This is a genomic window from Streptomyces deserti (assembly GCF_054782695.1).
The window spans coordinates 350,930-370,769 of record NZ_BAAGRZ010000002.1 but is presented as its reverse complement, the minus strand read 5'-3'; the positions used below and the strand labels follow the sequence as shown (position 1 = coordinate 370,769).

General features: G+C 71.7%; 17 protein-coding genes and 2 pseudogenes. 8 read left to right on the top strand and 11 right to left on the bottom strand.

Annotation, left to right across the window (positions count from 1 at the left end):
- Nucleotides 1-53 precede the first annotated feature (53 nt).
- Complete coding sequence (locus ACYVMZ_RS07990; RefSeq protein ID WP_461077007.1) at nt 54-842, bottom strand: creatininase family protein; 789 nt, start codon at nt 840-842, stop codon at nt 54-56.
- A 41-nt stretch (nt 843-883) separates the two neighbouring features.
- Here ACYVMZ_RS07990 and ribA point away from each other — a divergent pair, with 41 nt between their 5' ends.
- The 4 genes and pseudogenes from ribA to ACYVMZ_RS07970 all read left to right on the top strand — a co-directional run bounded on the left by ribA (nt 884) and on the right by ACYVMZ_RS07970 (nt 3,998).
- On the top strand, nt 884-1,543 hold the full coding sequence (gene ribA, locus ACYVMZ_RS07985; RefSeq protein ID WP_461077005.1) for a GTP cyclohydrolase II: 660 nt from the start codon (nt 884-886) through the stop codon (nt 1,541-1,543).
- 76 nt (nt 1,544-1,619) lie between these two features.
- Nucleotides 1,620-1,783, top strand: a pseudogene (locus tag ACYVMZ_RS07980) (sarcosine oxidase subunit beta); the annotation flags it as partial.
- Nucleotides 1,780-2,818 (top strand): annotated as a pseudogene (locus tag ACYVMZ_RS07975) (saccharopine dehydrogenase). The pseudogenes ACYVMZ_RS07980 and ACYVMZ_RS07975, both read left to right, overlap by 4 nt.
- Nucleotides 2,819-2,840: 22 nt before the next feature.
- On the top strand, nt 2,841-3,998 hold the full coding sequence (locus tag ACYVMZ_RS07970; protein WP_461077122.1) for a saccharopine dehydrogenase family protein: 1,158 nt from the start codon (nt 2,841-2,843) through the stop codon (nt 3,996-3,998).
- Nucleotides 3,999-4,002: 4 nt separating this feature from the next.
- Here the strand turns inward: ACYVMZ_RS07970 and ACYVMZ_RS07965 are convergent, their stop codons facing one another.
- The gene (locus ACYVMZ_RS07965) at nt 4,003-5,238 is read right to left on the bottom strand and encodes a serine hydrolase domain-containing protein (RefSeq protein WP_461077003.1); all 1,236 of its coding nucleotides are present in this window, start codon (nt 5,236-5,238) and stop codon (nt 4,003-4,005) included.
- A 166-nt stretch (nt 5,239-5,404) separates the two neighbouring features.
- Here ACYVMZ_RS07965 and ACYVMZ_RS07960 point away from each other — a divergent pair, with 166 nt between their 5' ends.
- Both ACYVMZ_RS07960 and ACYVMZ_RS07955 read left to right on the top strand, forming a co-directional pair.
- Nucleotides 5,405-5,842 (top strand): PPOX class F420-dependent oxidoreductase, encoded by a 438-nt coding sequence (locus ACYVMZ_RS07960; RefSeq protein ID WP_461077001.1) that lies wholly within the window; start codon nt 5,405-5,407, stop codon nt 5,840-5,842.
- Nucleotides 5,843-5,859: 17 nt separating this feature from the next.
- Nucleotides 5,860-6,210 carry a VOC family protein gene (locus tag ACYVMZ_RS07955; protein ID WP_461076999.1) on the top strand — a complete coding sequence of 117 codons (351 nt, stop codon included), beginning with the start codon at nt 5,860-5,862 and terminating at the stop codon, nt 6,208-6,210.
- 77 nt (nt 6,211-6,287) lie between these two features.
- On the opposite strand, the gene ACYVMZ_RS07950 is transcribed toward ACYVMZ_RS07955, so the two are convergent.
- A complete protein-coding gene (locus tag ACYVMZ_RS07950) occupies nt 6,288-7,643 on the bottom strand; it encodes an MFS transporter (RefSeq protein ID WP_461076997.1) in 1,356 nt (451 codons plus the stop codon).
- 274 nt (nt 7,644-7,917) lie between these two features.
- The gene (locus ACYVMZ_RS07945; RefSeq protein ID WP_461076995.1) at nt 7,918-8,583 is read right to left on the bottom strand and encodes a TetR/AcrR family transcriptional regulator; all 666 of its coding nucleotides are present in this window, start codon (nt 8,581-8,583) and stop codon (nt 7,918-7,920) included.
- Between the two features lie 170 nt (nt 8,584-8,753).
- On the opposite strand from ACYVMZ_RS07945, the gene ACYVMZ_RS07940 reads away from it, so the two are divergent.
- Together ACYVMZ_RS07940 and ACYVMZ_RS07935 are read left to right on the top strand one after the other, a co-directional pair.
- Nucleotides 8,754-9,629, top strand: coding sequence for a shikimate dehydrogenase (locus tag ACYVMZ_RS07940; RefSeq protein ID WP_461076993.1), 876 nt, complete (start codon nt 8,754-8,756; stop codon nt 9,627-9,629).
- Nucleotides 9,630-9,663: 34 nt separating this feature from the next.
- A complete protein-coding gene (locus ACYVMZ_RS07935) occupies nt 9,664-11,460 on the top strand; it encodes a bifunctional sugar phosphate isomerase/epimerase/4-hydroxyphenylpyruvate dioxygenase family protein (protein WP_461076991.1) in 1,797 nt (598 codons plus the stop codon).
- Here ACYVMZ_RS07935 and ACYVMZ_RS07930 read toward each other — a convergent pair.
- From ACYVMZ_RS07930 to tal, 7 genes are read right to left on the bottom strand one after another with little or no spacing between them, the layout of a single operon-like run.
- Nucleotides 11,447-12,910 (bottom strand): membrane-associated oxidoreductase, encoded by a 1,464-nt coding sequence (locus ACYVMZ_RS07930; RefSeq protein WP_461076989.1) that lies wholly within the window; start codon nt 12,908-12,910, stop codon nt 11,447-11,449. The genes ACYVMZ_RS07935 and ACYVMZ_RS07930 overlap by 14 nt on opposite strands.
- 45 nt (nt 12,911-12,955) lie before the next feature.
- Entirely contained in the window at nt 12,956-13,543 is a 588-nt protein-coding gene (locus ACYVMZ_RS07925; protein ID WP_461077119.1) for a histidine phosphatase family protein, read from the bottom strand.
- Nucleotides 13,544-13,548: 5 nt separating this feature from the next.
- Nucleotides 13,549-14,433, bottom strand: a complete 885-nt coding sequence (gnd, locus tag ACYVMZ_RS07920; RefSeq protein WP_461076987.1) for a phosphogluconate dehydrogenase (NAD(+)-dependent, decarboxylating) — start codon at nt 14,431-14,433, stop codon at nt 13,549-13,551.
- Nucleotide 14,434: 1 nt separating this feature from the next.
- On the bottom strand, nt 14,435-16,102 hold the full coding sequence (pgi, locus tag ACYVMZ_RS07915) for a glucose-6-phosphate isomerase (protein ID WP_461076985.1): 1,668 nt from the start codon (nt 16,100-16,102) through the stop codon (nt 14,435-14,437).
- Complete coding sequence (opcA, locus tag ACYVMZ_RS07910; RefSeq protein ID WP_461076983.1) at nt 16,095-17,030, bottom strand: glucose-6-phosphate dehydrogenase assembly protein OpcA; 936 nt, start codon at nt 17,028-17,030, stop codon at nt 16,095-16,097. Before opcA ends, pgi begins: the two co-directional genes overlap by 8 nt.
- Complete coding sequence (gene zwf / locus ACYVMZ_RS07905) at nt 17,027-18,688, bottom strand: glucose-6-phosphate dehydrogenase (RefSeq protein ID WP_461076981.1); 1,662 nt, start codon at nt 18,686-18,688, stop codon at nt 17,027-17,029. Before zwf ends, opcA begins: the two co-directional genes overlap by 4 nt.
- A complete protein-coding gene (gene tal, locus ACYVMZ_RS07900; RefSeq protein WP_461076979.1) occupies nt 18,689-19,831 on the bottom strand; it encodes a transaldolase in 1,143 nt (380 codons plus the stop codon). It lies immediately after the preceding gene.
- Between the last annotated feature and the right edge of the window lie 9 nt (nt 19,832-19,840).

The following is a 19,840-nucleotide window of genomic DNA, read 5'->3' as shown; positions in this document are numbered from 1 at the left end:
GGCCTGCGCGCCCGTTCCGGGCCCGCCGCGACGGACCCGGAAGCGACGGTGCGTCAGCCCCGTCCGGCCCTCTCGTCCGGTCCGGAGGTCAGCAACGAGAAATACGCGCCGAAGGATTCCGCCAGGCTCGCCAGCAGTCGTTTCCCTTTTTCCGCCGAGCCCAGCGAAGGACGGCCGATGACTCCCGAATCGGTGTAGGCGGACATACCGAGGGAGAGCAGATGACGCCGGTCGTCCGCGACGAAATCGCCCGTCTCATAACCGGGGCGGATCATTTCGGGATGAGCGTGCAGAAGGACGGAGGTCTCAATTTCCCCCGCGTGCATGTCGGTGAGCAGCGAGGTGGCCACGCCCGCCCGCTCCCGCGCCGTCTCCCAGTCCTCCGGGGCCGGGAACAGCGCCATCCGCTCGCCGCGCGCGGAGGATTCCTGAACGACGTTGCCCAGTACGTAGTTTCCGCCGTGTCCGTTGACCACCACCAGGGCGTCCACGCCCGACCGGCGCAGCGAAGCCGCTATGTCCCGTATCACCGCGTGAAGGGTCACGGAGGAGATGCTGACGGTCCCCGGCCAGGCCGCGTGCTCGTGCGAGCAGGAGATCGTCACCGGAGGAAGGAGGTGCACCGGGTACGTGTCGGCGATCTCCCGCGCGACGGCGCAGGCGACGAGGGTGTCGGTCGCCAGCGGAAGAAACGGACCGTGCTGCTCGAAGCTGCCGACGGGAAGGACCGCGACCTGCGTTGAGACGCCGGCGCCCCGCGTCCGTACGTCTTCCGTGGTGTCCGCCGGCAGCAGACCGTGCTCCGGACCGTATGCCGCCGACCGCGTTCCCGAACCACTCATTTCTTCACGGCCTTTCGTCTCTGCTTAGGAACTCGAGAATCATGACAGAAAAAGTTGGCGTACTCGGCAAGAAGGCACCGCAGCGCACGGGCGCGGAACGCGTCGTGAATGCCCCGCTGCCCACGGTGTACGGGAAATTCCAGGTGGTCGGCTACCTCGACCACGACCGCGGTGACGAGCAAGTGGCGCTCGTCTACGGTGAGATCGGCACGGACGACGTGCTCGTGCGGCTCCATTCGGAGTGCCTGACCGGTGACGCCTTCGGCTCCCAGCACTGCGAGTGCGGCGACCAGCTCGACTCCGCGCTGCGCGCCGTCGTCGCCGAAGGCGCCGGTGTAGTCGTCTACTTGAGAGGGCACGAGGGCCGCGGCATCGGCCTGCTCGCCAAGCTGCGCGCGATGGCGCTGCAGGCGGAGGGCCTGGACACCGTCGAGGCGAACCTCGCGCTCGGCCTGCCGGTGGACGCCCGCGACTACGGCGTCGCCGCCGAGATCCTGCACGACCTGGGCGTGCGCTCGGTCCGCCTGATGTCCAACAACCCGCGCAAGCGCGAGGCGTTGCTGGAGCACGGCATCAAGGTCGCCGAGCAGGTCCCGCTGCTGATACCGCCGTGCGAGAACAACATCACCTACCTGCGCACCAAGCGGGAGCGCCTCGACCACCACCTGCCCCACCTGGACGCGGCGGCGCACTGGTCATGACGCCCCCGGGGCGGTCTCCCGACACGACAGCGCCGGCCCCGGACGCCTGACCGGGGCCGCCCGTCGTACGCCGTGCCATGCCACCGGTTTTGCGCGGGCACGGCTTCCCCCCGGGGCCGGCCGTCGGCGAGGCCGTGCGCGACCCGTGCCCGGGCCGCGTACCCTTCGAGGACGTCTGCCCGCTCAGCGCCGGCCGGTTCGCGGCCGGACGCCCCGCGCCCGGAGGCCAACCTGGTATGACCGAGCTCCATCTGTGGCTGCGCCACGAGGCCCGCACCACCGAGCGGCGCACGCCGATCGTGCCCCACGACGCCCGGCGGCTCGTCGAGAGTGGCGTGGAAGTGACCGTCGAGGAGTCCCCGCAGCGGATCTTCCCCGTGGCGCAGTACGAGGCGGCCGGTTGCCGGGTCGCGCCCGCGGGCTCCTGGGTGTCGGCGCCCGCGGAGACGGTCGTCGTCGGACTGAAGGAACTCCCCGGCGAACCGGCCGAGTTGGTGCACCGGCACGTCTACTTCGGGCACGCCTACAAGCGGCAGCCGGGCGCCGCCGGGCTGCTGCGCCGCTTCGCCGCCGGGGGAGGGGCACTGCTCGACCTGGAATACCTGGTGGACGCCGCCGCCTCGCCGCTTTCGGCTTCTGGGCCGGCTACCTGGGCGCCGCCCTGGCCGTGCTCCAGCACCGGGGCCGGCTGACGGCGCCCCTGACGCCCACCACGAAGGACGAGCTGGACGAGACGCTGCGACCGGCCGCCGGGGACGCGGACTTCACCACCCTGGTGATCGGCGCACTCGGCCGCAGCGGCCGGGGCGCCCGCGTCGCGTTCGGCACCGCCGGCGCAGACCCGACCTGCTGGGACCAGGCCGAGACCCGTGACCTGGACCGCCGGGCCCTGCTGGAGCACGACGTGATGGTGAACGCGGTCCTCGCCACCGGCCCTGTCCCGCCCTTCCTCCGCGAGCAGGACCTCGACGACCCCGCCCGCCGCCTGCGCACCCTGTGCGACGTCACCTGCGACGTCGGTCCCCCCTGAACGTCCTGCCGGTCTACGACCGCACCACCGACTGGGACGAGCCCGTCCGCCGCCTGCGCGAGGAACCCCCGCTGGACCTGATCGCCATCGACAACCTGCCCTCCCTGCTGCCGAAGGAGTCCAGCACCGACTTCTCCGCCGCCCTGCTGCCCCACCTGCTCGACTTCGGCGTCGGCGGACCGTGGGGGCGCTGCCTGGACCGGTTCCGCCAGGCCTGCCGTGAACTCGGCCTCGCAGAGGGGTAGTTCCTTGAGCTCGTCGACTGCCTTGACCGACGGCCTGGTGCCCGCGAGCGGCACCGTCCACTGGATCGGCGCCGGACTGTCCACGGGCAGCGTACTGGCCGCGCTGTGCGGCGCCGCCGAGCACGTACGGCTGTGGCACCGCACCGCGGACCGCGCGTCCGAAGCCCTCGACCGGCTCGGCCTGACCGGACGCGCCGAGCCCCGCGCGTACACGCTCCCCGCGCTCACCGGCGAACTGGCGCCCGGGAACGTCGTCGTGTCCATGCTGCCCGCGCCGGAGCACGCGCCGCTGCTCGCGGCCTGTGTGCGCCGGCGGGCGCACTTCGCCTGCTCCAGCTACGTCTCCGATGCGGTGCTGGAGCAGGTGCCCGCGGCCGAGCAGGCCGGGCTCGTCGTCCTCACCGAAACCGGGCTGGACCCGGGCATCGACCACCTCTTCGCGCACGACCTCGTCGCCCGGGCCCGGGAGGCGATCGGCGAGGCGACGCCCGCCTCGTACAGCCTCACCTCGTACTGCGGCGGTGTCCCCGCCGTCCCGAACGACTTCACGTACCGCTTCAGCTGGGCACCCCTCGGCGTCCTCAACGCCCTGCGCTCGCCCGCCCGTTACCTCGAGGGCGGCGTGGAGACGGTCGCCGAGCGGCCGTGGGAGGCGACCCGGCGGCACGTCGTCGACGGGGAGACGTTCGAGGTCTACCCCAACCGCGACAGCGTCCCGTTCGTCGCGCAGTACGGTCTGCCGTCCGCCTGGACACCGCGGACGTTCGTGCGCGGAACCTTGCGCCTGGAGGGCTGGCTGCGGGCCTGGCAGGGCGTCTTCGAGGAGCTGAGGACCGGCGACGACGCGCGGATCGCCGCCCTCGCCCGGGACCTGGCGGCCACCTACCCCACCACGGACGACGACCGCGACCGGGTCGTGCTGGCCGTGTCGCTGGACGTGCGGTCCGGGACGGGACGCACCTGGGCGGGCCGCTACCTGCTCGACCTCGTCGGCGACGCGGCGGAGAGCGCGATGGCCCGCTGCGTCTCCCGCACCCTCGCCCTCGGTGTGAGCCACGTCCTGGACGGCTCGCTGCCGCCGGGACTGAGCCGCGCCGCCGGCACGGCATCCCGCTCGCAGGAGTGGCTGCGTGAACTCGCCCGCGACGGCGTCGAGTTCACGCTCCGCGTCGATCAGTAGACGCTCACTCCACCACGGCCTCGTGGACCAGCGTCTTCAGGTCCCGGAAGACCGTGTGCGAGGACCTGGGCCGCAGCTGCGTCATGAACTGCACCGTCAGGTCGCGGCCCGGGTCGACCCAGAACGTCGTCGTCGCCACCCCGCTCCAGCCGTACGTGCCGAGCCCCGACGGGGCCTGCGTCCGCGACGGGTCGATCACCACCGAGACGCCGAGCCCGAAACCGACGCCCTCGTTGCCGGGCTCGTCGTGGGCCGGGCGGCTGCCGAAGGCACGCAGGTCGGCGCCGCCGGGCAGGTGGTTCGAGGTCATCAGGTCCACGGTCTGCGGGGCGAGGAGCCGGACGCCGTCGAGTTCGCCGCGGCGGCGCAGCAGCTCCATGAAGCGATGGAAGTCATGGGCGGAGGCCACCATGCCGCCGCTGCCGGACAGGAACCGCGGCCGGCCCCGCAGCGGCAGCCCGGGGATCGGCTCGATGCCACCGCGGTCGCCCCTCTCCCCGTACATCTCGGCGAGTCGGCCCGCCTGCTCGTCCGTGACGTGGAATCCGGCGTCCGTCATGCCGAGAGGGCCGAAGATCCGCTCGGCGCAGAACGCGTCGAGCGGCTTCCCGGACACGACCTCGATGAGCCGGCCCAGCACGTTCGAGGCGACCGAGTAGTTCCACTGCGTCCCCGGCTCGAACTGCAGCGGCAGGCTCGCGTACAGGTCGATCGTGCCGGCCAGGTCCGCGCCAGGGCGCACCGACGACTCCAGACCGGCCGCGCGGTACAGGGCGTCGACCGGGTGGGTGTGGTAGAAGCCGAAGGTCAGGCCCGCGGTGTGGGTCATCAGGTGCCGGACGAGTATCGGCCCGGTGGCCGGGCGGGTCGTCAGGTCGTCGGGCCCGGAGCCGCCGACGTACACCTGCGGCTCGGCGAAGGCCGGGAGGTAGCGGTCGACCGGGTCGTCGAGCGACAGCAGGCCCTCTTCCACCAGCATCAGCGCGGCCACCGCCGTCACCGGCTTGGTCATCGAGTAGATCCGCCACAGCGTGTCGGCCTCGACGGGCAGCCCGGCCGCGATGTCCCGCAGGCCGTGCGTCCTCAGGTGTGCGACGTGTCCGCCGCGCGCGACGGACACGAGGAAGCCCGGCAGACGCCCCTCGTCGACGTAGTGGGCGAAGTGCTGGTCCAGGCGGTCCAGCGCCTTCGGATCCAGCCCGGCTTCACCCGGGTCGACCTCTTGTCGCAGCAGTGCCATGGCTCTCCTCCGTCGTGCTCGTCGAGGTGAGTCCGGCATACCCCGCCCGGACCGCCTCAGACCCCATCGTGGCTCAGGAACCCCTCATGATCACGCAGGACCGGAAAACGGTCGTCCTCGTCACAGCCGGGGAATGCCGTGACCGCGCCCGGCGGTTGACGCAGGCATGACTCAGGACGCGACGCAGGAAGCACTCCTCGGCCTGCTCTCCGCAGGCAACGGCGGGGTACTGGTCACCCTCAAACGCGACGGCCGCCCCCAGCTGTCCAACGTCAACCACGCCTACTACCCCGACGAGCGGATCATCCGCGTCTCGCTCACGGACGACCGCGCCAAGACCCGCAACCTGCGCCGCGACCCCCGGGCCTCCTACCACGTCACCACCGCCGACCGGTGGGCCTACACGGTCGCCGAGGGCACCGCCGACCTCTCGCCCGTCGCGCAGGACCCGTACGACGAGACGGTCGAGGAACTCATCCGCCTCTACCGCGACGTCCTCGGCGAACACCCCGACTGGGACGACTACCGCGCCGCCATGGTCCGCGACCGCCGCCTGGTGCTGCGGCTGCGTGTGGAACGCGCGTACGGGATTCCGCGGGGGTAGGCCGGGCGGGCGGCCGGATGCCGGGGCGACTCGGCTGGCCCCTGTGGCTGGCCGCCTGGCGCTGGGCCGCGAGCCACGGGATCCTGTCGCCTGTGTCGCCTGTCGCCTGTCGCCTGTCGCCCGTCGCCCGTCCCTGTCGCCAGTCGGGCCGGTCAGCAGTCGGCAGTCGCTCGGTGGTCGGCCGGTTCCACCTCGACATCCGGGTACCGGGGCACGGCAGCCCCGACGAACGCTGGGCCCGCATCCGGGCGGAGGCCGGGCGTCTGGTGAGGGCGGGCGGAACCGTCCTGGTGGAGTTCGACGGGCACCATGTCGTGATGGCCGACCCCGAGGGCAACGAGTTCTGCGTCGGCGCTGCCGCCACCTGACCCGGGCGCGGAACGGGCGCCGCATGCCCCAAGTCCCCGGAGCCGACGCGGCGTCCGGGGACGTGCGGGCGCGTGGATCAGGCCGTCACCGTCTCCGGCTGGGAGGCCTCCTGGCGGCACCGTTCGCCCAGCCGCTCCGTCGGGATCCTGTGGGTCTCGCGGGCCGAGAGGGCGGCGATCACCGGCGGGACGCACAGGGCCGCTGTGAACAGGGCCACCGCCGACCAGTCGTCGCCGTCCGGGCCGGCGATCTGCGCGGCGAAGGTCACCGCGAAACCGGCCACGGCGAAGCCGATCTGCGTGCCGATCGCCATGCCGGACAGCCGGACCCGGGTGGAGAACATCTCGCCGTAGAAGGAGGGCCACACGCCGTTGGCGGCGCTGTAGACGACACCGAAGGCGACGATGCCCAGGATCAGGGTCAGCGGGTAGGAGCCCGTCGAGATCGCCCACAGGTAGAAGAACATCGTCACCGCGCTGCCCTCCGCGCCGATCAGGAACACCGGGCGGCGGCCGATGCGGTCGGACAGGGAGGCCCACAGCGGGATCGCGGCGAGCGCGACCAGGTTGGCCAGGGCACCCACCCACAGCATCGAGGACCGGCTCAGTCCGACGGAGTCGCTCGTCGCGTACGCCAGCGCCCACACCGTGAAGATCGTGCTGACCGAGGCGATCAGCGCGGCCGCGATCACCCGCAGCACGTCCGCCCAGTGCTCGCGCGCCAGCACCATCAGGGGCAGCTTCACGACACCCTCGGTGGCGGTCTGCTGGGCGAAGGCCGGGGTCTCGTCCAGCTTGCGGCGGATCACGTAGCCGACGACGGCGACCGCGATGCTCAGCCAGAACGGCACCCGCCAGCCCCACGACATGAGGTGCTGTTCGGGGAGGGCGGCGACCGGGATGAAGACCAGGGTGGCGAGGAGCTGGCCGCCCTGGGTGCCGCTGAGGGTGAAGCTGGTGAAGAAGCCGCGCCGGTGCGGTGGCGCGTGTTCCAGCGTCATGGAGTTGGCGCTGGCCTGCTCGCCCGCCGCCGAGATGCCCTGCAGCACGCGGCACAGCACCAGCAGGGCCGGAGCCAGGGTGCCGATCTGGTCGCGGGTGGGCAGACAGCCGATGAGGAACGTCGACAGACCCATCAGGATCAGGGTGAAGACCATGATCTTCTTGCGGCCGAGCCGGTCGCCGAAGTGGCCGAGGAACAGCGCCCCGATCGGCCGGGCGGCGTAGGCGACACCGAACGTCGCCAGCGACAGCAGGGTCGCCGTCGCCGGGTCGGACTCGTCGAAGAAGACCGCGGGGAAGATCAGAGCGGCCGCGCTGCCGTAGATGAAGAAGTCGTAGTACTCCAGGGCGCTGCCGATCCAGGCGGCGGTCGCGGCTTTCTTCGGTTGTCCGGGCGGGGCTGCGTCGCGGGAGGCGGCGGGGACGGACACGGCGTACTCCTTCGGGAAGGCTCCAACGTAAGCGGAGGGGGACGGAGGCGAGAAGTGCCGGATCCCTGGGGTGACGGGTCGGCCGCGCCGGGTGCGCTGCCCGGCTAATTAACCCACTGGATAGTTAGTAGCGGTTGGCTAGGGATGTTGCGCCCACGTTTCCCGGGTGTCAAGGGGTCGTGCGGTACGGCACTCAGCCGGTAGGAGGGTTCGGCCGGTAGGAAGTTCAGCCGACGGGAGGCTCGGCCGGTACGAGGCTCAGCCGGTACGGCGCTCAGTCCCCCGCACGCTCCGCCGTGAGGTACGCGATCACCATGTCGCCCAGCATGGTGCGGTAGTGCTCGCGCTGGGCGGGGTCGACCAGGTCCCGGCCGAACAGCGCGCCGAAGGTGTGCCGGTTGGCGACCCGGAAGAAGCAGAAGGCGCTGATCATCGCGTGCAGGTCGACAGCGTCGACGTCGGCCGTGAACAGCCCCGACTCCCGCCCCTGTGCCAGGATGCGGCGGATCACGTCCAGGGCCGGCGAGCCGATCCTGCCGAGCTTCTCGGAGGCGGCGATGTGCTCCGCGCCGTGGATGTTCTCGATGCTCACCAGGCGGATGAAGTCGGGATGCTGCTCGTGGTGGTCGAAGGTCAGCTCCGCCAGGCACCGGATGGCCGCCACCGGGTCCAGGTGCTCGACGTCGAGTTGCTGCTCCGCCTCGCGGATCACGCCGTACGCCCGCTCCAGCACGGCCGTGAACAGCTGCTCCTTGCCGCCGAAGTAGTAGTAGATCATCCGCTTGGTGGTGCGGGTGCGGGCGGCGATCTCGTCCACGCGGGCCCCGTCGTAGCCGGCCCGGGCGAACTCCTGCGTCGCGACGTCGAGGATCTCGGCCTTGGTGCGGGCGGCGTCACGGATGCGCTCGCCGGGTCGTGCCGGTTCTTCGACGCTGGTCATGGGGTTCCTTCGGGCGACGGGCGGCCAGTGCCGGTGATTGTAGAAGCAGGCCCCGCGTCCCGGCCGGGTCTGACTGCAGGTCCCCTCGCAGGTCTTCCCGCCGGTCCCGCCCTCCTGATATAGCTAACGTACTAGTTCGTACATTAGCGAGCCGCTCAGGAGGTCCCGCGATGGCCAAGGACGCGTATCTCGTCGGACTGATCGGTTCCGGCATCGGCCCGTCGCTCAGTCCGGCACTGCACGAGCGGGAGGCCGACCGGCAGGGCCTGCGGTATCTGTACCGGCTCATCGACATCGACACGCTCGGCGTGCCACCCGAGGCGGTGGGCGACCTGGTGCGGGCCGCCCGTGACCTGGGCTTCGACGGGCTGAACATCACGCATCCCTGCAAGCAGCTCGTCACCGGGCACCTGGACGTGCTCTCCCCGCAGGCCGAGGCGCTGGGCGCGGTCAACACCGTCGTCTTCGAGGACGGCCGCTCCGTCGGCCACAACACCGACGTCACCGGCTTCGCCGCCTCCTTCGCGCGCGGCCTGCCCGACGCGCCGCTGGAGCGGGTGGTGCAGCTGGGCGCCGGAGGCGCGGGCGCGGCCGTCGCGCACGCCATGCTCACCCTGGGCGCCGAGCGGGTCACCGTCGTCGACGCGCTGCCCGAGCGGGCCGCCGCCCTCGCCGCGTCCCTGAACCGCACCTTCGGGGCGGGCCGCGCGGGCGCCGCGCCCCCGGACCGTCTGGCGCAGCTGCTCGCCGGCGCCGACGGCATCGTGCACGCCACCCCCACCGGCATGGCCGCCCACCCCGGCCTGCCCCTGCCGGCCGCACTGCTGCATCCCGGCCTGTGGGTCGCCGAGGTGGTCTACCGCCCGCTGGAGACCGAGCTGCTGCGCACCGCCCGCGCGCTCGGCTGCGCCACGCTGGACGGCGGCGGCATGGCCGTCTTCCAGGCGGCGGACGCGTTCCGCCTGTTCAGCGGGCGGGAGCCCGACAGCGCGCGGATGCTCGCGGACATCGCGGAGCTGGCCGGGCCCGTCACGGCACCGAAGTAGACAGGTGAAAGCAGACCGGCAGAGAGGTACCCGCATGCGTACGTCCATCGCCACCGTCTCCCTGAGCGGATCCCTCACCGAGAAGCTCACGGCCGCGTCCCGAGCCGGCTTCGACGGCGTGGAGATCTTCGAGAACGACCTGCTGGCCAGCCCCCTCACCCCGCAGGAGGTCCGGGCCCGCTGCGCCGACCTCGGCCTCACCATCGACCTCTACCAGCCGATGCGGGACATCGAGGCCGTGCCCGCCGACGAGTTCGCGCGCAACCTGCGCCGCGCCCGGCACAAGTTCGAGCTGATGACGAGGCTCGGGGCCGACACCGTCCTCGTCTGCTCCAGCGTCGCCCCGTCGACCGTGGACGACGATGCCCTCGCCGCCGAACAGCTCAGCCGGCTCGCCGACCTGGCCCGGGAGTTCGGCATCCGGGTCGCCTACGAGGCGCTGGCCTGGGGCCGGCACGTCAGCACGTACGACCACGCCTGGCGCATCGTCGAGTCCGCGAACCATCCGGCGCTCGGAACCTGCCTGGACAGCTTCCACATCCTGTCCCGGGGTTCGGATCCCAAGGGCATCGAGGACATCCCCGGCGAGAAGATCTTCTTCCTCCAGCTGGCCGACGCCCCGCTGCTCGCGATGGACGTGCTGCAGTGGAGCCGCCACTACCGCTGCTTCCCGGGCCAGGGCGGCCTCGACATCGCCGGACTGGTACGCCGTGTATTGCATACAGGCTACGAAGGTCCGCTGTCCCTGGAGGTCTTCAACGACGTCTTCCGGCAGGCCGAGGCCGGTCCCACGGCGGTGGACGCCCACCGCTCCCTCCTCCTGCTGAAGGAGACCGTCGGCGCGGCGGCCCTGCCCGACCCCGTCGTCCCCACGGGCGTCGCCTTCGCCGAGCTGGTCACGCCCGACGCCGAACCCCTCGCGGCGCTGCTCGGCGCGCTCGGCTTCGACCGCACCGCACGGCACCGCGGCAAACCCGTCGACCTGTGGCAGCAGGGCGAGGCCCGCATCCTGGTCAACACCGGCCCGGCCGGGCGACGCGAGGGCACCCGGCTCGCCGCGCTCGGCCTGGAGTCACCCGACCCGGCGGGCGCGGCCCGGCGCGCCGAGGCCCTGCTGGCGCCGGTACTGCCGCGCCGCCGCGCACCCGAGGACGCCCCGCTCGACGCGGTCGCCGCACCCGACGGCACGGAGCTGTTCTTCTGCGCCACGAACCGGCCCGAACTCCCCGACTGGCGAGCCGACTTCGCGGACGTCGGGCACACCGCGCAAGCCCCGCACGTGCGAGGCGTCGACCACGTCGCCCTCACCCAGCCCTGGCACCACGTCGACGAGGCCGCCCTCTTCCACCGCAGCGTCCTCGGGCTGCACGCACAGCAGAGCGTGGACGTCGCCGACCCCTACGGTCTGCTGCGCAGCCGCGCCGTCACCAACGCCGACGGCAGCGTCCGTATCGCCCTCACCGTCGGCGCGGCACCCACGGACGACACCGTCCACGCCCAGCACATCGCGCTGGCCACGCACGACGTGGTGGCCGCGGCCCGCCGCTTGCGCGCGGCCGGCGGCCGTCTGCTGCCGATCCCCGCCAACTACTACGACGACCTCGCGGCCCGGTTCGACCTCCCCGGCGAGGAACTGGAGACGTACCGCGAGCTGGGCATCCTCTACGACCGGGACGCGCACGGCGTCTTCCGGCACTGCTACACCCGCACCGTGGGCCGCGTCTTCTTCGAACTGGTGCAGCGCGAGGGCGGCTACCGGGGCTACGGCGCCCCGAACGCGCCGGTGCGGCTGGCGGCGCAGCACGCGGTGCGGGCGCTCACGGGCGGCTGACCGTCCGGGTCACGCCCGCGACGACCGACGTGGCCAGGATCCAGCCGGTGAGGACGAGGACGTAGGACAGCGTCTGGTACCAGCCGTGCGGGGCGAACGCGCCCTCCTGGCCGAAGGAGATCACCGGGAGCAGCAGGTCGAGGGTGTAGAACACCGGGTTGAACGGGGGCGCCTCGGACGGTTTGAGCGGCTCGGGGTGGTGCAGTCCGTAGGCGACGGAGCCGGCCGCCAGCAGCGACAGCAGCCAGACGCAGGCGCGCAGCGGGCGGAAGCCGTAGCCGACGGTGACGTCCTGGACGCGGCCCCACAGCCGCCCGTACCAGGGCAGGGTGCCGCGGTGGCGGCGCTGCTTGGCGAGCTGGACGAGGCGGGCCGCGTGGTCGTCGCCGATGCGGCGGTAGGCGGCGGTCAACTGCTCGTAGGCGTGCGGGACATAGCCGTCGCCGTCCCGTTCCAGCATGGGCAGGCGGCGTTCGGCGGGTTCGTGCGGGGTGAGGGAGGTGTAGACGAGGCTGTTGAGCAGCACCCGGTCCGGCACCGTCTCCGGTTCCAGGAACAGCACGTCGATCTGTGCGCGGCGCAGGTTCACGGTGCCTTCCGGAGGCGGGCCCTTGCGCAGCCACAGCTCCCCGATGGCGCAGCTGGTGGCGCGCAGCGCGGCGTCGCCCGGATTCGACAGGTGCGCGTACGACAGGTCCAGGCGTCCGGCGACACGGGCGCCGCGCAGGCCGATCCAGCCGTGGACCCGGGTGCTGCGCAGCAGGACGTCGCTCTCGACGGTGAGGGTCTGCGCGTCGAGGGCGATCTGGCCGGGGTGGCTGAGGCGGGCGCCGGTGAGGTCGACCGATCCGTTGACGGTGGCGCCGTTGAGCCGTACCTCGCCGTGTGCGCGCAGGTCCGGCGCCCGCAGGTCGTCCTCGATCACCGTCCGCTGGAGCTTGAGGACGGGTTCCCCGGGGTCCCGCGCGGTCAGTTCGGTGCGCTCCAGGAACAGGGCCCCGGATATCTGGGCCCCGCTCAGCTGCACCCGCCCGCGCAGCCGGCAGTCCGACAGGCGCACCACGCCGTCGACCCGGGCGCTCCCGAGGTCCAGGGCGGGAAGCACCGAGCCGCGCAGGCTGAGCCTGCGCCGCTGGGCGCCGTACAGGTCGGGCGGGTCGGTGAAGTAGCAGTCGCTCAGCCGGATCGGGTGGTCGACGACGGCGTGTGTCAGGTCGAGCGGGCCGGTGATCCGGGCGCCCTTGACCCGCAGGGCGGGGATCTCGCCGTCCTCCTGTGGGGCGCTGACCAGCAGCGCCCTCAGCATCGAGGCGCGCAGGGTGCGTTCGGCTCCCCAGTCGGCGCCCGCCGCGGTGTCCTCGTCCCCGCCGGTGCGGAAGTCCACGACCTCCCCGCGCGGGAAGGCCTGCCAGACCCGCAGCTCGGCCGGCGTCAGATTGTCGATCTCCATCAGCGGGGACTCTGACGCGGCCGGCCACGGGTGTCAACTCACGGACTACGGCCGGGTGTTCCACTCCGCGATCACGGGCCGCCCGTGCTCCGTCGACAGGCGGCTGAGCGTCGCCGTCTCCAGCCGGAACAGCCGGCCGCCGGCCGGTGGCAGGCCCAGGCGGCGGGCGGTGAGGACCCGCAGGAAGTGGGAGTGGGCGACGAGCAGCACGTCACCGTCCGGGAGTGCCGCGGCCACCCGCGCCAGCACCCGGTCGGCGCGCGCCCCGACCTGCTCGGGCGACTCGCCCGGCTGCCCGCCCGGACCGGGCGGCACCCCGTCGGTCCACAGGTCCCAGTCGGGGCGTGTGCGGTGTATCTCGTCGGTGGTGACGCCCTCGTAGTCGCCGTAGTCCCACTCGTGCAGGTCCGGTTCCGGTACGGCCCCGGACAGGCCCGCGAGTTCGGCGGTGCGCGCCGCGCGGGCCAGCGGGCTGGTCAGGACGAGCGCGAAGGGCCGGCCCGCCAGGAGGGGAGCGAGGGACTTGGCCTGTTCCTCGCCGTGCCGGGTCAGGGGCAGGTCGGTGAAGCTGGTGTGCTGTCCCGATCTGCTCCATTGCGTCTCCCCATGGCGGACCAGCAGCAGATCACCCACGGTCGTCACGCCTTCTTCGCCTGCTCGACGGCGTGCCCGCCGAACTGGTTGCGCAGCGCGGCGATCATCTTCATCTGCGGGGAGTCGTCCTGGCGGGAGGCGAACCGCGCGAACAGCGAGGCGGTGATCGCCGGGAGCGGTACGGCGTTGTCGATGGCGGCCTCGACCGTCCACCGGCCCTCACCGGAGTCCTCGGCGTAGCCGCGCAGCTTGTCCAGGTGTTCGTCCTCGTCCAGGGCGCCCACGGCGAGGTCGAGCAGCCAGGAGCGGATGACGGTGCCCTCCTGCCAGGAGCGGAACACCTCGCGGACGTTGTCCACCGAGTCCACGGCCTCCAGCAGCTCCCAGCCCTCGGCGTAGGCCTGCATCATGGCGTACTCGATGCCGTTGTGGACCATCTTCGCGAAGTGCCCGGCGCCCACCCTGCCCGCGTGGACGTAGCCGTAGGGGCCTTCCGGCTTGAGGGCGTCGAAGATCGGCCGGAGCCGGTCGACGTGCTCCTTGTCGCCGCCGACCATCAGCGCGTATCCGTTCTCCAGGCCCCACACGCCGCCGGAGACTCCGGCGTCGACGAAGCCGATGCCCTTGGCACCGAGCTCGGCGGCGTGCTTCTCGTCGTCGCTCCAGCGGGAGTTGCCGCCGTCGACGACGGTGTCGCCGGGCTGAAGCAGCTCGCCGAGTTCGTCGATGACGGACTGGGTGGCGGCGCCGGCCGGGACCATCACCCAGACGGTGCGCGGGGCGTCGAGCCGGCCGGCCAGTTCGGCCAGGCTGCCGACGTCGGAGACCTCGGGGTTGCGGTCGTAGCCGATGACGGTGTGGCCGGCGCGGCGGATCCGCTCGCGCATGTTGCCGCCCATCTTTCCGAGACCGATCAGTCCCAGCTGCATGTCAGTTCACTTCTCCCTGAGCGTTTCCGGCGTTCTTCAGCGAGCGGTACGCGGCCACGAGGGCGGCGGTGGACGGGTCGAGTCCGGGCACCTCGGCACCTTCGGTGAGGGCGGGCTCGACGCGCTTGGCGAGCACCTTGCCGAGTTCGACGCCCCACTGGTCGAAGGAGTCGATGTTCCAGATCGCGCCCTGCACGAACACCTTGTGCTCGTAGAGGGCGATCAGCTGGCCGAGCACCGACGGGGTCAGCTCCGTGGCCAGGATCGTGGTCGTGGGGTGGTCGCCCTTGAAGGTGCGGTGCGGCACCTGCTCCTCGGGCACGCCCTCGGCGCGGACCTCCTCGGCGGTCTTGCCGAAGGCGAGCGCCTGCCCCTGTGCGAACAGGTTGGCCATCAACAGGTCGTGCTGTGCCTTGAGTTCGTCGCCCAGCTCGGCGACGGGCCGCGCGAAGCCGATGAAGTCGGCCGGGACGAGCTTGGTGCCCTGGTGGATCAGCTGGTAGTAGGCGTGCTGCCCGTTGGTGCCGGGCGTGCCCCACACCACCGGCCCGGTCTGCCACTCCACAGGGCGCCCGTCGCGCTGCACCGACTTGCCGTTGGACTCCATGTCGAGCTGCTGCAGGTACGCGGTGAACTTCGACAGGTAGTGCGAGTACGGCAGCACCGCGTGCGACTGGGCGTCGAAGAAGTTGCCGTACCAGACGCCCAGCAGGCCGAGGATCAGCGGGGCGTTGGCCTCGGCAGGCGCGTTGCGGAAGTGCTCGTCGACGATGCGGAGGCCGTCGAGCATCTCCAGGAACCGGTCCGGGCCGATGGCGATCATCAGGGACAGGCCGATCGCCGAGTCGTAGGAGTAGCGGCCGCCGACCCAGTCCCAGAACTCGAACATGTTGTCGATGTCGATGCCGAACTCGGTGACCTTCTCGGCGTTGGTCGACAGGGCCACGAAGTGCCTGGCGACGGCCTTGTCGTCGCCTCCGAGGCCGTTGAGCAGCCACGAGCGCGCCGAGGTCGCGTTGGTGATCGTCTCGATCGTGGTGAACGTCTTGGACGCGACGATGAACAGCGTCTCCGCTGGGTCCAGGTCGCGGATGGCCTCGTGCAGGTCGGCGCCGTCGACGTTCGACACGAAGCGGAAGGTCAACTCCCGGTCCGTGTAGGCCCGCAGCGTCTCGTACGCCATCGCGGGCCCCAGGTCGGAGCCGCCGATGCCGATGTTGACGACGTTGCGGATGCGGCGGCCCGTGTGGCCGGTCCACTCGCCGGAGCGCACCCGGTTGGCGAAGTCGGTCATCTTGTCGATGACCGCGTGCACCTTGGGCACGACGTTCTCGCCGTCGACCTCGATCACCGCGTCCCGCGGCGCCCGCAGCGCGGTGTGCAGTACGGCCCGGCGCTCGGTGACGTTGATCTTCTCGCCGCGGAACATGGCGTCGCGCAGAGTGAACACGCCGGCGGCGGTGGCCAGTTCCTGCAACAGGGCCAGGGTCTCGTCGGTGACCAGGTTCTTGGAGTAGTCGATGCGCAGGTCACCGACGCGCACGACGTACCGTTCCGCGCGGCCCGGGTCGGTGGCGAACAGCTCGCGCAGGTGCGCCTGCCACTCGGCCCGGTGGTCCTCCAGAGCGGTCCACTCGGGCCGCCGGGTGAGCAAGGGGGAGTCAGACATGTGCGGGGGCCTCCTTGGTGCCCTCGCCGCGCAGGGCGACGGCGTACATCTCGTCCGCGTCGAGGCGCCTGAGCTCCTCGGCGATGAGTTCGGAGGTGGGGCGGACCTTCAGCGCGAGGGTGCGCGAGGGCTGGCCCGGCAGGTGCAGCGTGGCCAGCGGGCCCTCGGGTCGGTCGATGACGATCTCGCCCTTCTCGGTACCGAGCCGTACGCCCGTGACGACCGGGCCGGCGGTCTCCACCCGGTCGACCGGAACGTGCAGCCGGGCCTCCAGCCAGCGGGCCAGCAGCTCGGCGCTCGGGTTCTCCGCCTCGCTCTCCACCGCGGCCGAGGTCACCGTCAGCCGGGCCTGGTCCAGCGCGGCGGCCAGCATCGAACGCCACGGGGTCAGCCGGGTCCAGGCCAGGTCGGTGTCGCCGGGCGCGTACGACGTCACCCGCGCCTCCAGCGCCTGCAGCGGGCGCTCGACGGCGTACATGTCGGTGATCCTGCGCTGCGCGAGCGCGCCGAGCGGGTCCTTCGCGGGGTTCTCCGGCGCGTCCACCGGCCACCACACCACCACCGGCGCGTCCGGCAGCAGCAGCGGCAGCACCACCGAGTCGGCGTGCTCGGACACCTCGCCGTACATGCGCAGCACCACGGTCTCGCCGGTGCCCGCGTCGGCGCCCACCCTCACCTCGGCGTCCAGGTGGGAGCGGGTGCGGTCGCGCGGGGTGCGGGCGTGCCGCTTGATGACGACCAGGGTGCGCGAGGGGTGCTCGTGCGAGGCCTCCTCGGCCGCCTTGATCGAGTCGTAGGCGTTCTCCTCGTCCGTGACGATCACCATCGTCAGGACCATGCCCACGGCCGGGGTGCCGATGGCGCGGCGGCCCTGCACCAGCGCCTTGTTGATCTTGCTTGCCGTGGTGTCGGTCAGGTCGATCTTCATGGCCTGCGCCAGCTCCGTCCGTCTCGTGCGAGCATCTCGTCGGCTTCCGCGGGTCCCCAGCTGCCCGCCGCGTACTGCGCGGGCCTGCCGTTCTCGGCCCAGTACCGCTCGATCGGGTCGAGGATCCGCCAGGACTCTTCCACTTCCTGGTGACGGGGGAACAGGTTGGCGTCCCCGAGGAGTACGTCCAGGATGAGCCGCTCGTACGCCTCCGGGCTGGACTCCGTGAACGACTCGCCGTAGGCGAAGTCCATCGTCACGTCCCGGATCTCCATCGACGTACCCGGCACCTTCGAACCGAACCGGACGGTGACGCCCTCGTCCGGCTGGACGCGGATGACGATCGCGTTCTGGCCCAGCTCCTCGGTGGCCGTCGCGTCGAAGGGGGAGTGCGGCGCCCGCTGGAAGACGACCGCGATCTCCGTCACCCGGCGGCCCAGCCGCTTGCCGGTGCGCAGGTAGAAGGGCACGCCCGCCCAGCGGCGGTTGTCGATGCCCAGCTTGATCGCCGCGTACGTGTCCGTCGTGGAGGCCGGGTCGATGCCGTCCTCCTCCAGATAACCGCGCACCTGCTCGCCGCCCTGCCAGGCCGCCGCGTACTGGCCGCGCACGGTGTGCCGGCCCAGGTCCTGCGGCAGCTGCACGGCCCGGAACACCTTCAGCTTCTCGGTGAGCAGCGACGCCGCGTCGAAGGAGGCGGGCTCCTCCATGGCCGTCAGGGCCATGAGCTGGAGCAGGTGGTTCTGGATGACGTCCCGGGCGGCGCCGATGCCGTCGTAGTAACCCGCCCGGCCGCCGATGCCGATGTCCTCGGCCATGGTGATCTGCACGTGGTCGACGTACGACCGGTTCCAGATCGGTTCGAACATCTGGTTCGCGAAGCGCAGCGCCAGGATGTTCTGGACGGTCTCCTTGCCGAGGTAGTGGTCGATGCGGAAGACCTGCTCCGGGTCGAACACGTCGTGCACGATCGCGTTCAGTTCGCAGGCGCTGTCCAGGTCGTGCCCGAAGGGCTTCTCGATGACCGCCCGCCGCCAGGAGCCCTCCGGCGCGTTCGCCAGCCCGTGCTTCTTCAGCTGCTGGACGACCTTCGGGAAGAACTTCGGCGGTACGGACAGGTAGAAGGCGTAGTTGCCGCTGGTGCCCCGGGAGGCGTCCAACTCCTCGACGGCTGCGCGCAGTTGTTTGAACGCCGTGTCGTCGTCGAAGTCGCCGGGGATGAAGCGCATGCCGTCGGCGAGCTGCTGCCAGACCTCCTCGCGGAACGGGGTGCGGGCGTGCTCGCGGACCGCGTCGTGCACGACCTGCGCGAAGTCCTGGTCCTCCCAGTCCCGGCGGGCGAAACCGACCAGCGAGAAGCCCGGCGGCAGCAGACCCCGGTTGGCCAGGTCGTACACGGCCGGCATCAGCTTCTTGCGGGACAGGTCGCCGGTGACGCCGAAGATGACGAGACCGGACGGGCCCGCGATCCGGGGCAGCCGCCGGTCGCGCGCGTCGCGCAGCGGGTTGGACCAGAAGCCGGGGCTGCCGGGGTCCTCCGGGGTGCGGGCGGTTTCGAGGACGGCCGTGCTCGGGGCGAAGGCGGCGGCCGTGTCCGCCACGGGGACCTCGGCGCCGAGGGAGGCGGCCGCTTCCGTCACGGGGATCTCCTCGCTCATTTACGCGTCAACTCCCTTGCTGTTCAAGGACTTCGTGACCGCGGTCAGCAGGTCCTGCCAGGCCGCCTCGAACTTGGCGACGCCCTCGTCCTCGAGCTGCTGGACGACCTCCTCGTAGGAGATGCCGAGCCGCTCGACGGCCGCGAGGTCGGCGCGGGCCTGGGCGTAGCCGCCGGTGACCGTGTCGCCGGTGACGGCACCGTGGTCGGCGACGGCGTTCAACGTGGCCTCCGGCATGGTGTTGACGGTGCCGGGGGCGACGAGCTCGTCGACGTACAGCGTGTCCTTGTATGCGGGATCCTTCACACCGGTGGACGCCCACAGCGGGCGCTGCTTGTTCGCGCGCGCCCCGGACAGGGCGAGCCAGCGCTCCCCGGCGAAGACCTGCTCGTACGCCTCGTAGGCGAGCCGGGCGTTGGCCAGCGCCGCCCGCCCCTTCAGGGCGAGGGCCTCGTCCGTGCCCAGCAGCGTCAGCCGCTTGTCGATCTCGGTGTCGACGCGGGAGACGAAGAAGGAGGCGACGGAGTGGATGGCCGACAGGTCGAGCCCGGCCGCCTGCGCCTTCTCCAGACCGGCGAGGTAGGCGTCCATCACCTCGCGGTAGCGCTCCAGCGAGAAGATCAGCGTCACGTTGACGCTGATGCCCGCGCCGATCACCTCGGTGATCGCCGGGAGACCGGCCTTCGTCGCCGGGATCTTGATCATCACGTTGGCGCGGTCGACCAGCCAGGCCAGCTGCTTGGCCTCGGCGATCGTCGCGGCGGTGTCGTGGGCCAGGCGCGGGTCGACCTCGATGGAGACCCGGCCGTCCCGGCCACCGGTCGCGGTGTATACCGGATGCAGAACATCGGCGGCGGCACGCACGTCGGCGGTCGTCATCATGCGGACCGCCTCCTCCACCGTCACACCCCGCACGGCGAGATCGGCGAGCTGCTCCTCGTAGCCCTCGCCGGAGCCGATGGCGGCCCGGAAGATGGACGGGTTGGTGGTGACGCCGACGACGTTCTTCGTCCCGATCAGCTCGGCCAGGTTGCCGGACTCGATCCGCCGGCGCGACAGGTCGTCGAGCCAGATCGACACGCCCTCGTCGGACAGGCGCTTGAGGGGTCCCGCGGTCGCGGTTGATTCGGTCACAGTGATCATCTTCTTTCC